Raw genomic sequence first — 11849 nt, 5'->3', positions numbered from 1 at the left:
GCACAAAAGTGCGGGGTCGGTAACGCCGGATTTCGAGTGCAGGGTGTCCCCGACCGATTATTTGAACGTTAAGCCGCATTTCGATTAAACCTGCGCGCCGTTTCCCAGTCCTAGGCTTCATGCCAGGCCGGTTCTGGCCTGAGGTTTCACACGCGCGTCGCGGTCAGGGCGCTCAGTCGTATTCAGGAGCCCTGTGCAATGACGCGCACCCCGAAAGTTTTTGCCTGGACCTTTGCCAGCCTGGTTGTGTTACTGGCGATACTGGTTCTGATCATCGCGTTCTTCGATTGGAACCGGATCAAACCGACCCTCAACGCCAAAGTCTCCGAAGAGCTGCATCGACCGTTTGCCATCAATGGCAACCTCGCGGTGGTCTGGCAGCGTGAGCTTGACGAAGGTGGGTGGCGCGCCTGGGTGCCGTGGCCGCATGTGGTGGCGCAGGACCTGAGCCTCGGCAACCCGGACTGGTCGAAGCAGCCGCAAATGGCCACGCTCAAACGCGTCGAGCTGCGTATTTCGCCGCTGGCCTTGTTGGCGCAACGGGTGACGATCCCGCGCATTGACTTGACCGAACCAAACGCAGACCTCCAGCGCCTGGCCGATGGCCGCGCCAACTGGACCTTCAAGTTCGACCCGAAAGACCCGAACGCCGAACCTTCCAGTTGGGTGGTCGACATCGGTGCGATCGGCTTCGACAAAGGCCACGTCACCCTCGACGACCAGAGCCTGAAAACCCAGCTCGACCTGATCATCGATCCGCTGGGCAAACCGATCCCGTTCAGCGACATCGTCGGCGAAAAAGCCGCGAAAACTACGCAGGAGAAGGGCGTGGCTCCCCAGGATTACGCGTTTGCACTGAAGGTCAAAGGCCAATACCACGGCCAGAAACTGACGGGCGAAGGCAAGATCGGCGGCCTGCTGGCCTTGCAGGATTCGGCCCGGCCGTTCCCGCTCCAGGCCCAGGTCAAGATTGCCGACACCAGCGTCGAGCTCGCCGGTACGCTGACCGACCCACTCAACCTTGGTGCGCTGGACCTGCGGCTGAAACTGGCCGGCAGCAGCCTGGGCAACCTCTATCCGCTGACCGGCGTGACCCTGCCGGATACACCGCCCTACGCCACCGACGGCCACTTGATCGCCAAGCTGCATGAGCCGGGCGGCGCGGTGTTCCATTACGAAGCGTTCAACGGCAAGATCGGCGAGAGCGACATCCATGGCAGCCTGGCCTATGTCGCCAGCCAGCCTCGGCCGAAACTCAGCGGTTCGCTGCTCTCCAATCAACTGTTGTTTACCGACCTTGCGCCCTTGATCGGCGCCGACTCCAACGCCAAGCAAAAGGCCCGCGGCGGCGAAAGCAAGCAGCCGGCGGACAAGGTGTTACCGGTCGAAGAGTTCAAGACCGAGCGCTGGCGCGACATGGACGCCGACGTCGAATTCACCGGCAAGCGCATCGTCCACAGTGAAAAACTGCCGTTCAACGATCTCTACACGCACCTGGTGCTGACCGACGGCGTGCTCAGCCTCGAACCCCTGCGTTTCGGCGTGGCCGGCGGCAAACTGGATGCGCAGATTCGCCTGAACGGTCGCACCGAGCCGCTGGAAGGCAACGCCAAGCTGACCGGGCGCGGTTTCAAGCTCAAGCAGCTGTTCCCGACCTTTGAACCGATGAAGACCAGTTTCGGCGAGCTCAATGGCGATGCCGACATCAGTGGTCACGGCAACTCGGTGGCCAAGTTGCTGGGCACGGCCAATGGCAATCTGAAGATGCTGATCAACGACGGTGCCATCAGCCGCGAGTTGATGGAACTGGCCGGGCTCAACGTTGGCAACTACGTGGTCGGTAAAATCTTTGGCGACAAAGAAGTGAAGATCAATTGCGCGGCGGCCGACTTCGACATCAAGACCGGCCTGGCGACCACTCGGTTGTTTGTCTTCGATACCGAGAACGCGATCATCTACATCGATGGCACGGCGAACATGGCGACTGAGCAACTGGACCTGACCATCACCCCGGAATCCAAGGGCTGGCGCCTGATTTCCCTGCGTTCGCCGCTGTACGTGCGGGGCAAGTTCATCAAGCCGGATGCGGGCGTGAAGGCGGTGCCGCTGATATTGCGCGGGGCGGGGATGGTGGCCTTGGGCGTGATTGCGGCGCCGGCGGCGGGGTTGCTGGCGCTGGTGGCGCCGAGTGGGGGTGAGCCGAATCAGTGTGCGCCGTTGCTGGAGCAGATGAAGGCGGGCAAGGCGCCAGTCACCGTTAAACCCACCAAATAAATCGATGGCGGTCTGACAGGCGCTACAAATCTTTCAGGATGTCGGCCACAGGGAAGTGATCGCTACTCCGGTGTGAGTGACAAGCGCGGCGAAAAGTTTGATGTGATTGGCGATCTTGGCAGCAAGCCAGACAATCGGGCTTCCTCCTGCAACCACGCAAAAAATGCCCGCACCGGCGGATGGCGTTCACGACCCGGTACGCACAGCGCGCTGTAGCCGGCGCCATTCACCTGAATGTCACTCCGGTAAGCCACCAACAAACCACTGGCCACGCTCTCGGACACCAGGATATTGCTCGCCAGCACCAGGCCTTGTCCGGCGATCGCTGCTTGCAGCGCGTAATGCTCTTCGTCGTATTCGCGGACCGCCGGGTTTGCCGTCAGCCAGGTTTCTGCTGACTGCGAGCACCACGCTTCCCAGCCATGGGCGTACAGCTTCGAGTTGTGCCAACGCACGCTGATCAACGTCGGTGCCCGGATGCTGGCCTGTGCAACCTGTTCCGGCGAGCCATAAACGCCGAACGATTCATCGAACAGGCACAGGCCATAAAGGTTCGGGTAGTCATCGAGGCTATAGCGCACCACCAGATCGACGCTGGCGTCCTGATGCAAATCGATGACTTCGCAATGGGTGTCCAGCCGCACGCTGATGTTCGGATGCCGGGCGTAAAACCGCCCCAGTCGCGGCACCAGCCACAAGGCGGCAAAAGCGGCGGTGGTGGAGATTGTCAGGCTGGTGCCACTGCGTTGCGGGCGCAAGGTGTCGACGCTTTGCGCCACTTCCAGAAAAGCGCCGTGCAGGCTGTGAAACAGGCGCTCGCCGCATTCGGTCAGGCGTACTTGCCGTGGCAGTCGCTCGAACAGCGGCACGCCGAGCCAGGTTTCCAGCGAGCGGATCTGGTGGGAAACCGCCGTTGGCGTCACCGACAGTTCTTCGGCGGCGGCCTTGAAACTCAGCAGGCGTGAGGCGGATTCGAAGGCGCGCAGGGCGGTCAGTGGCAGCGAGGCAAACATTGAACACTCCATGGATGAAATGAATTCACCCAAGCTGATTTTTGCTCATTTGAGGCGAGGCGGTCGCGAGCACAAGCTGCATGCCACACGCCGTTTGAGTTTAGTCCTCAGGAGTTTCAGATGAACACAATTCTTGCCATTCACGCCAGTCCACGGGGCGAACGTTCCCACTCCCGTCGCCTGGCCGAAGTGTTTCTCGGCGCCTGGCAGGCCCGCCATCCGCAAGCGCAACTGACTCGTCGCGAAGTCGGACGGGCGTTGATTCCTCCGGTCAACGAAGCGTTTGTGGCCGCCGCGTTTTACCCCGAGCCCGAGGCGCGGCCGCTGACGATGCAGGCCGACCTCGCGTTCAGCGATGAACTGGTCGCCGAGTTGCTGGGCCACGATCTGCTGCTGATTTCCACGCCGATGCACAACTTCAGCGTGCCCAGCGGCCTCAAGGCGTGGATCGATCAAATCGTGCGGCTCGGGCTGACCTTCAATCACACGCTGGACAATGGTGTCGCGCAATACGAGCCGTTGGTGCACGGCAAGAAAGCGCTGATCGTCACCAGCCGTGGCGGGTTCGGTTTCGGTCCCGGTGGTGAACTGGAAGCCTTGAACCATGCCGATACGCTGTTGCGCACGGCGCTGGGGTTTATCGGCATTACCGACGTGACCGTCGTGGCCGCCGAGGGTGAAGAATCCGCCGAGCGCACCTTCGAGATCTCCGTCGTCGAGGCCGAGCAGCGTTTGCTGGCGCTGGCCAGGGAGTTCTAGATGGCCTGGGTGTTTTTGCTGATTGCCGCCGGGTTCGAAGTCACCTTTGCCATGGGCATGAAGTATGCCGAAGGCTTCACCCGGCTCTGGCCGTCACTGATCACGGTAGTGGCGGCGGTGGGCGGGATTTACTTCCTGACCCTGGCGATGCGCGAATTGCCGGTGAGCATCGCTTACCCGATCTGGACCGCTATCGGTTCGCTGGGCACGGTGTTTCTCGGGTTTGCGTTGCTCGGCGAAAGTCTGACGGCGGTCAAACTGGTATCGGTCGGATTGATCGTGGCGGGGGTGGCGGGGCTGAAATAGAGCGGATGTCATAGACTGGTCGTCGAGCTGTCACATTCGATGTCGATGCTGGGCTGATGTCTTGCTTTCAGCCTTGCGTCACCTCACCGATCACAAGGACGTTCGCCCATGTCGCAAGGTTCTGCCACGCGTTATCCGTTGGTGCTGGTCCCGGGAATGCTCGGGTTTATCCGTCTGGTGCTTTATCCGTACTGGTACGGGATCGTGGCGGCGTTGCGCCAGGGAGGGGCGACGGTGATTGCGGTTCAGGTGTCGCCGCTGCACTCGACTGAAGTGCGCGGTGAACAATTGCTGGCGCGGATCGATGAAATCCTGCGCGAAACCGGTGCCGAGAAGGTCAACCTGATCGGCCACAGCCAAGGCTCGCTGACCGCCCGATATGCCGCCGCCAAACGCCCGGATCGCGTGGCTTCCGTGACCTCGGTGGCAGGCCCCAATCACGGCTCTGAACTGGCGGACTACTTGCACAAACATTACCCGGCGGACAGCGCGAGGGGGCGGCTGCTGGCGTTTTTTCTTCGAATCATCGGTGCGTTGATGAGTTTGCTGGAAACCGGCTATCGCGGGCCGAAGCTGCCGGTGGACATCCACGCGTCCCATGAATCGCTGACGACGGCGGGAGTGACGTTGTTCAATCAACGTTATCCACAGGGCTTGCCTGAAACATGGGGCGGGCACGGGCCGGAAGAGGTCAACGGCGTGCGCTATTACTCGTGGTCCGGCACGTTGCAGCCAGGCAAGACCGATCGCGGGCGCAATCTGTTCGACGGGACGAACCGCAGTTGTCGGCTGTTTGCCAAAACCTTCGTGCGTGAAGTCGGGCATTGCGACGGGATGGTCGGGCGTTACAGCTCACATCTGGGCACGGTGATTGGCGATGAGTATCCGCTGGATCACTTTGACATCGTCAACCAATCGTTGGGGTTGGTGGGGAAGGGGGCCGAGCCGATCCGGTTGTTTGTGGAGCATGCGGCGCGGTTGAAGGCGGCGGGGGTTTAGCCGTCAGACCGCATTATCGTTCTTCGCGGGCAAGCCTCGCTCCTACAGTTCATGCGCTGTCCCTGTAGGAGCGAGGCTTGCCCGCGAAGGCGCCATGTCAGGCGACGCTAACCTTGCGCCCCAACACCATGGTCCAACGCTCCGAAACAATCACCCCACCCAACGTCAACATCCCGCCCACCAGGTGATACATCGCCAATTGCTCATGCAACACCAGCGCGGCAATCAATGCGGTAATCACCGGCAGCAAATTGAAAAACAGCGTCGTCCGGCTCGGCCCCAGACGCACCACGGCCTGCATCCATGCCAGCGGTGCAACCATCGACGCCAGCAGGCAGGCGTACAGCACCAGCGGAATATTCTGCAGCGTCGGACCGATTTTCGGCGACACGGCGAACAACGGAAACAGCACCACAACCGCCACCCACACCTGCAGATACAACAACACCAGCGGCGGCAAACGCAGCTGCCATTTTTTCAGCAGCGTGCTGTAAATCGCATAGGCCAGCGTGGCGATCAGCATCATTGCATCGCCCAGATTCACCCCGTGCTCAAGCAATGCACTGAGGCTGCCGGACGACACCACCACCAACACACCGCCAAACGACAACACCGCACCGGCCAGCGCGCCGGCGGTCAGGCGCTGGCCCAGGCTGACGATGGCCATGGCCAGCGACATCAACGGCATCAGCGACAGGATGATGCCCATGTTGGTGGCCGACGTCAGCGTCGCCGCGAAGTACGCCAGGCTCTGATAAACCGCCATGCCCAGCACGCCGAGGACGAAAATCTTCCACAGGTTCGGGCGGATGGCCGACCAATGGGCGATCACCGGTTTGAGCATGAACGGTGTGAACAACAATCCGGCCAGCAGCCAGCGGTAAAAACCGATCTCCGCCGGGAAGATCGCCCCGGCCGACATTTTGGTGATCACGGTATTGCCAGCCCAAATGAAAATGGCCAGCAGGGGATAAGCGTATTGCATCAGGAACAACCAGAACGTTAATGAGGGAGAATTATCGCCTGTCCGGATGCAAGCCTATACTGCGATCCAGACAACCTGACCCTGATGACAGACAGCATGAGCAGCAAACACATCGACCTGCTGGATTTCAGCGAATTGCCCGCGCCGGTGTACTTCCGCTACGCCGACTTCAATAGCCACGAATATGCCTCGGCCCACCGTCACCCCTGGGGTACTCTGGAGTATTCGGCCAACGGTGTGTTGCACATGGAAATCGGCAGCAGCCGTTTCATGTCGCCGCCGCAATATGCCGTGTGGGTGCCGCCGCAGATCGAGCACAGTTTCTACAGCAATCAACCGATCAACTACCGCGCCGTCTGCCTGGCGCCGGCGCTGTGCCACGAGCTGCCGAAGCAGGCCTGTACCCTGGCGATCAGCGACATCCTCAAGGCAATCCTCAAGGACTTCGCCGCCCGTGACGTGAAGATTCCCGAGCAAGAGACCGACCAACGCCTGGCCCAAGTGCTGGTGGATCAGCTGCAGCAGGCGCCCATCCACCAATGCTACTTGCCCTACGCCAGCAGTCCCGGGCTGCTCGGGATTCTGGAAGCCTTGCAGGTTGAGCCTGGAGATAACCGGCCGCTGTCGGCATGGGCCGAGCAGATTCACGTCAGCGAGCGCACCCTGGCGCGGCAGTTTGTGCGCGAGTTGGGCATGAGTTTCGGCGAATGGCGGCAGCGCCTGCGCTTTCTGGCGGCGATCGAAGCACTGGACAGTCATCGCAGCATTCAGGAAATCGCGTTCGACATGGGCTACAGCACCGGGTCGGCGTTTATCGCCATGTTCCAGCGCCAGGCCGGGTGTACACCGGAGCAGTATCGCCGAAGCCATCTGCCGGGCAGGAAGCTGTAACAGGCTTTGTCTACACTCCAGAACGAGGCCGTGCCCCTCGGTGCGGCAACAAGGAGAAAACTCCATGACGATGTTGCGTGTCCCTTTGTTGATGATCGGTTTGCTGCTCTGCTCCCAGGGCTTCGCCGCCACTGCCCAACAGAACAAGATGACCACCTGCAATGCCGACGCTACCGCGAAAAACCTCAAGGGCGATGAGCGCAAAGCCTTCATGAGCACCTGCCTTAAAGCCGCGCCAGCCGCCAATGACGCGAAAGCCTTGACCCCTCAGCAAGAGAAGATGAAAACCTGCAATGCCGATGTCGCGACCAAGGCCCTCAAGGGTGATGAGCGCAAGGCGTTCATGAGTGATTGCCTGAAGAAAAAATAAGTACTGGGCTGGGGATATGTGGGGGCTGTGAGGGCCTCTTCGCGAGCAAGCCCGCTCCCACATTTGTCCGGCGTACACAGTTCCAATGTGGGAGCGGGCTTGCTCGCGAAGAGGCCGGCAAGGGCACTGAAGAAATTGCCTCAGCCCCCGACCAACGTCGCCCCACACAATCCCTAGTGCTGACACCCGAACGCTGGCAGACTGCCAATCCTTTTACGCCGTTCGTTTTGAGGCTGTATGCCAACGTTTTCTCAACGCCAAGTCTTGCTGCTCATCAGTTGGGTCATCATCTTTGGTGGTTTGCTGCTGGTGATTCCGTTGCGCTTGCTGCCAAGCCTGCTGGCCGGTCTGCTGGTGTTCGAACTGGTCAACATGCTCACCCCGCAATTGCAGCGACTGATCGAAGGTCGGCGTGCGCGCTGGCTGGCGGTGGCGTTACTGGGGACGTTGGTGGTCAGTGTACTGACGCTGATCTTTGCCGGCGCCTTCAGTTTTCTGCTGCATGAGGCGGAAAACCCCGGCGCTTCCCTCGATAAATTCATGCTCGTGGTCGACCGCGCTCGCGGTCAGTTGCCGCCGTTCATCGACGCCTACCTGCCGGCCAGCGCCGCCGAGTTTCGCGTGGCGATTGGCGAGTGGATGAGCAAACACCTCAGCGATCTGCAACTGGTGGGCAAGGACGCGGCGCACATGTTCGTGACGTTGCTGATCGGCATGGTGCTCGGCGCGATCATCGCCCTGCAACGGGTGCCGGACCTGACCAAGCGCAAGCCGCTGGCCGCCGCACTGTTTGATCGCTTGCACCTGCTGGTCCAGGCGTTCCGCAACATCGTGTTCGCACAGATCAAGATTTCCCTGCTCAACACCTTCTTCACCGGGATTTTCCTGGCGGTGGTCCTGCCGATGTTCGGCATCAAACTACCGCTGACCAAAACCCTGATCGTGCTGACCTTCCTGCTCGGCCTGTTGCCGGTGATCGGCAACCTGATGTCGAACACGCTGATCACCATCGTCGGCTTGTCGCTGTCGATCTGGGTCGCGGTGGCCGCGCTGGGTTATCTGATTGTTATCCACAAGCTCGAATACTTCCTCAACGCGCGCATTGTCGGCGGGCAGATCAGTGCCAAGTCGTGGGAGTTGCTGTTGGCGATGCTGGTGTTCGAGGCAGCGTTCGGCCTGCCGGGGGTGGTGGCTGGGCCGATTTATTACGCGTATTTGAAGAGTGAGTTGAAGCAGGTGGGGATGGTTTGATCCGGTCGATATTTATTGCCTGATCTGACGCTTTCGCGGGCAAGCCTCGCTCCTACAGGGTTTGTGTCGTTCACCGATAATGGTTACGACACCAAACCTGTAGGAGCGAGGCTTGCCCGCGAAGGGCGCGACGCGGTTCTGGATCAGTCCATCGGCCCATAACGCTTGGCCGCTTCAATCGCCAAACCACTGCCGATGCTGCCAAAGATGTTGCCTTCCACATGCCGCGCATTCGGCAACATCGCCGAGACGCTGTTGCGCAATGCCGGAATCCCGCTCGAACCACCGGTGAAGAACACCGTATCCACCTGATCGACCCGCACGTCGGCGTCGTTCAGCATCTGGGTCACGCTGTTGCGCACGCGCTCCAGCAAGTTGTCGATGGCCGATTCGAACAACGCCCGGCTCAACTCCACGCTCAGGCCCGGCTCGATGCGGTCCAGCGGCACATGGCGGCTGTCGGCGTGGGTCAGCTGGATCTTGGTTTCTTCCACTTCCATCGCCAGCCAGTGCCCGGCACGTTGCTCGATCAGCTTGAACAGACGGTCGATGCCGCCGGTGTCTTCGATGTCGTAGCGCATGCTGCCCAGGGCCAGGGTCGACTTCTGCGAGTACACCGAGTTGATGGTGTGCCAGGTCGCCAGGTTCATGTGGTGGCTGGTCGGCATGTAGGCGCCGCTTTTCATGCGGCTGCCGTAGCCGAACAGTGGCATCAGGCCTTGCAGGCTCAACTGCTTGTCGAAATCGGTCCCGCCGATGTGCACGCCGCCGGTGGCGAGGATGTCCTCGTGACGGTTGTCGTGGTTGCGGCGTTCAGGAGACAGGCGCACCAGCGAGAAGTCAGACGTACCACCGCCGATGTCGACGATCAGTACCAACTCTTCCTTTTCGATGGTCGACTCATAGTCGAACGCTGCCGCAATCGGCTCGTACTGGAACGACACATCCTTGAAGCCGATGGCGCGGGCCACGTCCACCAAGGTGTTTTCCGCTTCCTGGTCGGCCATTTCGTCGTCATCGACGAAGAACACCGGACGACCCAGCACCACTTCGTCGAACTCGCGACCAGCGGCGGTTTCGGCACGTTTCTTCAACTGACCGATGAACAACCCGAGCAGGTCCTTGAACGGCATCGCCGTGCCGAGAACGCTGGTGTCGTGCTTGATCAGCTTGGAACCCAGCAGGCTCTTGAGCGAGCGCATCAGCCGGCCTTCGTAGCCTTCCAGGTACTCGTGCAGCGCCAGACGGCCGTACACCGGGCGGCGTTCTTCCATATTGAAGAAGACCACCGAGGGCAGGGTGATCTTGTCGTCCTCCAGCGCGATCAGCGTTTCCATGCCGGGGCGCAGCCAGCCGACGGTGGAGTTGGACGTGCCAAAGTCGATACCACAGGCACGGGCTGGAGATGCGTTTTTCATGTCTATCAGGTTCCGGTTAAAAAACGGCCGCGCAGTGTATGCCAGTGCGGCGCAGATTCGAAGGCCGACTATCCGCTAAATCTCGGTAATTAGCGCCTTGATAAGATGGCCCCATGCCCCAAACTTGTCTGCATTGGCCCTGGCAGCCATTGGGATGGTCAAAAGTACCGCCCGCCGCTGCCGATAAACTTCTAATGCGCTGTCCGGTCACAAACTTGAGATCGGTCAAACCTCGTGCGGCAATTAAGAGCATGCTGAGGCTGATGGCGCGATTTTGATAATGGATGGTGATTCCACGATGGACTTCAAAGACTATTACAAGATTCTCGGTGTGGAACCGACCGCGGACGATAAGACGATCAAGGCGGCTTATCGCAAGCTGGCGCGCAAATACCACCCGGACGTCAGCAAGGAAAAGGACGCCGAGTCCAAATTCAAGGACGCTTCGGAAGCCTATGAAGCGCTGAAAAGTGCCGACAAGCGCGCCGAATACGACGACTTGCGCAAATACGGCCAGCACGGCCAACCGTTCCAGGGCCCGCCAGGTTGGCAGGGACGTGGCGGCGGTGGTTTTGGTGGCGGTCAGGACTCGGGCGATTTTTCGGACTTTTTCAGTTCGATCTTCGGTAACCGTGGTCCTGGGTTTGGTGGTGGAGAGTCGCGCCGCAGTGCCGGACGTCGAGGGCAAGACGTGGAAATGGAACTTGGAATCTTTCTGGAAGAAACCCTCTCGAACGAATCGAAGAAGGTCACGTTCCAGGTGCCGCAGTACAACGCTGCCGGCCAGCACGTCAGCAACACCAGCAAAAGCCTGAACGTGAAAATCCCCGCCGGCGTGACCGACGGCGAGCGCATCCGCCTCAAAGGCCAGGGTGCACCGGGCATCGGTGGTGGCGCCAACGGCGACTTGTTCCTGATCATTCGCTTTGCGCCGCATCCGAAGTTCGACGTCGAAGGCGAGGACCTGATCATTACGCTGCCGCTGGCTCCGTGGGAGTTGGCGCTGGGCACCGAAGTGGCCGTGCCTACACTGACAGGCAAGATCAACCTCAAGGTGCCCGCCGGTAGCCAGAACGGCCAGCGCATGCGTGCCAAGGGCCACGGCTTGCTGAACAAGGCCGGTCAACGCGGTTATCTGTTCGTGCAGTTGAAGGCGGTCATGCCAAAAACCTCGAGCGATGAGGTCAAGGCGTTGTGGCAGGAACTGGCGAAAAAAGCCGCATTCGACCCGAGAGAAAACTTCTGATCCAAGAGACGGAGTAGCCCATCATGAGCAACCCCCTGATCGTTCAACTGGACATGGCAGAATTCTGTGAGGCGACCGATTTGTCGGACGTCTACGTGATCGAAATCGTCGAGCACGGCATCCTCGAACCTCAGGGCAAGCAGCCCAAGGATTGGCGTTTCACCGATTATGAGCTGGCGCTGGCCAAGCGTGCCGCCAAGCTGCGGCACGACCTGGAGCTGGAGTGGGAAGGCGTCGCCCTGGCGCTGGACCTGCTTGAAGAGGTGCAGCAACTGCGGGCCGAGAACCGGATGCTCAAGCAGCGGTTGGCGCGGTTGGTTGTCGAATAGCTGAGCCA

At 60.4% G+C, this 11849-nt stretch carries 12 protein-coding genes; 9 read left to right on the top strand and 3 right to left on the bottom strand.

The genetic code is table 11. From position 1 onward, the window contains the following. The first annotated feature begins 198 nt into the window (after positions 1-198). Entirely contained in the window at positions 199-2274 is a 2076-nt protein-coding gene (locus ACM6IO_RS25650; RefSeq protein ID WP_414912479.1) for an AsmA family protein, read from the top strand. 62 nt (positions 2275-2336) lie between these two features. Here the strand turns inward: ACM6IO_RS25650 and ACM6IO_RS25645 are convergent, their stop codons facing one another. Further along, positions 2337-3299, bottom strand: coding sequence for a LysR substrate-binding domain-containing protein (locus tag ACM6IO_RS25645; protein WP_414912525.1), 963 nt, complete (start codon positions 3297-3299; stop codon positions 2337-2339). Positions 3300-3407: 108 nt separating this feature from the next. Here ACM6IO_RS25645 and ACM6IO_RS25640 point away from each other — a divergent pair, with 108 nt between their 5' ends. The 3 genes from ACM6IO_RS25640 (at position 3408) to ACM6IO_RS25630 (ending at position 5351) form a co-directional block, all read left to right on the top strand. Continuing rightward, a complete protein-coding gene (locus ACM6IO_RS25640) occupies positions 3408-4046 on the top strand; it encodes an FMN-dependent NADH-azoreductase (protein ID WP_414912478.1) in 639 nt (212 codons plus the stop codon). After that, positions 4047-4352 (top strand): DMT family transporter, encoded by a 306-nt coding sequence (locus ACM6IO_RS25635; RefSeq protein WP_008031171.1) that lies wholly within the window; start codon positions 4047-4049, stop codon positions 4350-4352. A gap of 108 nt (positions 4353-4460) precedes the next feature. After that, positions 4461-5351, top strand: a complete 891-nt coding sequence (locus ACM6IO_RS25630) for an alpha/beta fold hydrolase (RefSeq protein ID WP_414912477.1) — start codon at positions 4461-4463, stop codon at positions 5349-5351. Positions 5352-5448: 97 nt separating this feature from the next. Here the strand turns inward: ACM6IO_RS25630 and ACM6IO_RS25625 are convergent, their stop codons facing one another. After that, positions 5449-6336, bottom strand: a complete 888-nt coding sequence (locus ACM6IO_RS25625; protein ID WP_223435091.1) for a DMT family transporter — start codon at positions 6334-6336, stop codon at positions 5449-5451. A gap of 96 nt (positions 6337-6432) precedes the next feature. Between ACM6IO_RS25625 and ACM6IO_RS25620 the strand changes: the two genes are divergently transcribed. From ACM6IO_RS25620 to ACM6IO_RS25610, 3 genes are all read left to right on the top strand, one after another. Next, complete coding sequence (locus tag ACM6IO_RS25620; protein ID WP_192226946.1) at positions 6433-7227, top strand: AraC family transcriptional regulator; 795 nt, start codon at positions 6433-6435, stop codon at positions 7225-7227. A 64-nt stretch (positions 7228-7291) separates the two neighbouring features. Further along, a complete protein-coding gene (locus ACM6IO_RS25615) occupies positions 7292-7597 on the top strand; it encodes a PsiF family protein (RefSeq protein ID WP_414912476.1) in 306 nt (101 codons plus the stop codon). Between the two features lie 237 nt (positions 7598-7834). Continuing rightward, entirely contained in the window at positions 7835-8848 is a 1014-nt protein-coding gene (locus ACM6IO_RS25610) for an AI-2E family transporter (protein WP_008038685.1), read from the top strand. A gap of 143 nt (positions 8849-8991) precedes the next feature. Here ACM6IO_RS25610 and ACM6IO_RS25605 read toward each other — a convergent pair whose 3' ends face one another. Further along, positions 8992-10266, bottom strand: a complete 1275-nt coding sequence (locus tag ACM6IO_RS25605) for an Hsp70 family protein (RefSeq protein ID WP_008031182.1) — start codon at positions 10264-10266, stop codon at positions 8992-8994. A gap of 298 nt (positions 10267-10564) precedes the next feature. On the opposite strand from ACM6IO_RS25605, the gene ACM6IO_RS25600 reads away from it, so the two are divergent. Beyond that, positions 10565-11512, top strand: a complete 948-nt coding sequence (locus ACM6IO_RS25600) for a DnaJ C-terminal domain-containing protein (protein WP_008031184.1) — start codon at positions 10565-10567, stop codon at positions 11510-11512. Positions 11513-11535: 23 nt separating this feature from the next. Next, positions 11536-11841 (top strand): chaperone modulator CbpM, encoded by a 306-nt coding sequence (locus tag ACM6IO_RS25595; protein WP_008038687.1) that lies wholly within the window; start codon positions 11536-11538, stop codon positions 11839-11841. Positions 11842-11849: the final 8 nt, after the last annotated feature.

The sequence above is a fragment of the Pseudomonas sp. IT-P44 genome (genome assembly GCF_949768225.1).
Classification (GTDB): domain Bacteria; phylum Pseudomonadota; class Gammaproteobacteria; order Pseudomonadales; family Pseudomonadaceae; genus Aquipseudomonas; species Aquipseudomonas migulae.
This window is presented reverse-complemented; position numbering and strand designations above follow the sequence as displayed.

Coding starts and splice junctions, on each gene's coding strand:
- ACM6IO_RS25645 (WP_414912525.1), bottom strand. CDS start 3,299: ATGGAGTGTTCAATGTTTGCCTCGCTGCCACTGACCGCCCTGCGCGCC.
- ACM6IO_RS25610 (WP_008038685.1), top strand. CDS start 7,835: ATGCCAACGTTTTCTCAACGCCAAGTCTTGCTGCTCATCAGTTGGGTC.
- ACM6IO_RS25640 (WP_414912478.1), top strand. CDS start 3,408: ATGAACACAATTCTTGCCATTCACGCCAGTCCACGGGGCGAACGTTCC.
- ACM6IO_RS25630 (WP_414912477.1), top strand. CDS start 4,461: ATGTCGCAAGGTTCTGCCACGCGTTATCCGTTGGTGCTGGTCCCGGGA.
- ACM6IO_RS25635 (WP_008031171.1), top strand. CDS start 4,047: ATGGCCTGGGTGTTTTTGCTGATTGCCGCCGGGTTCGAAGTCACCTTT.
- ACM6IO_RS25605 (WP_008031182.1), bottom strand. CDS start 10,266: ATGAAAAACGCATCTCCAGCCCGTGCCTGTGGTATCGACTTTGGCACG.
- ACM6IO_RS25600 (WP_008031184.1), top strand. CDS start 10,565: ATGGACTTCAAAGACTATTACAAGATTCTCGGTGTGGAACCGACCGCG.
- ACM6IO_RS25625 (WP_223435091.1), bottom strand. CDS start 6,336: ATGCAATACGCTTATCCCCTGCTGGCCATTTTCATTTGGGCTGGCAAT.
- ACM6IO_RS25650 (WP_414912479.1), top strand. CDS start 199: ATGACGCGCACCCCGAAAGTTTTTGCCTGGACCTTTGCCAGCCTGGTT.
- ACM6IO_RS25620 (WP_192226946.1), top strand. CDS start 6,433: ATGAGCAGCAAACACATCGACCTGCTGGATTTCAGCGAATTGCCCGCG.
- ACM6IO_RS25595 (WP_008038687.1), top strand. CDS start 11,536: ATGAGCAACCCCCTGATCGTTCAACTGGACATGGCAGAATTCTGTGAG.
- ACM6IO_RS25615 (WP_414912476.1), top strand. CDS start 7,292: ATGACGATGTTGCGTGTCCCTTTGTTGATGATCGGTTTGCTGCTCTGC.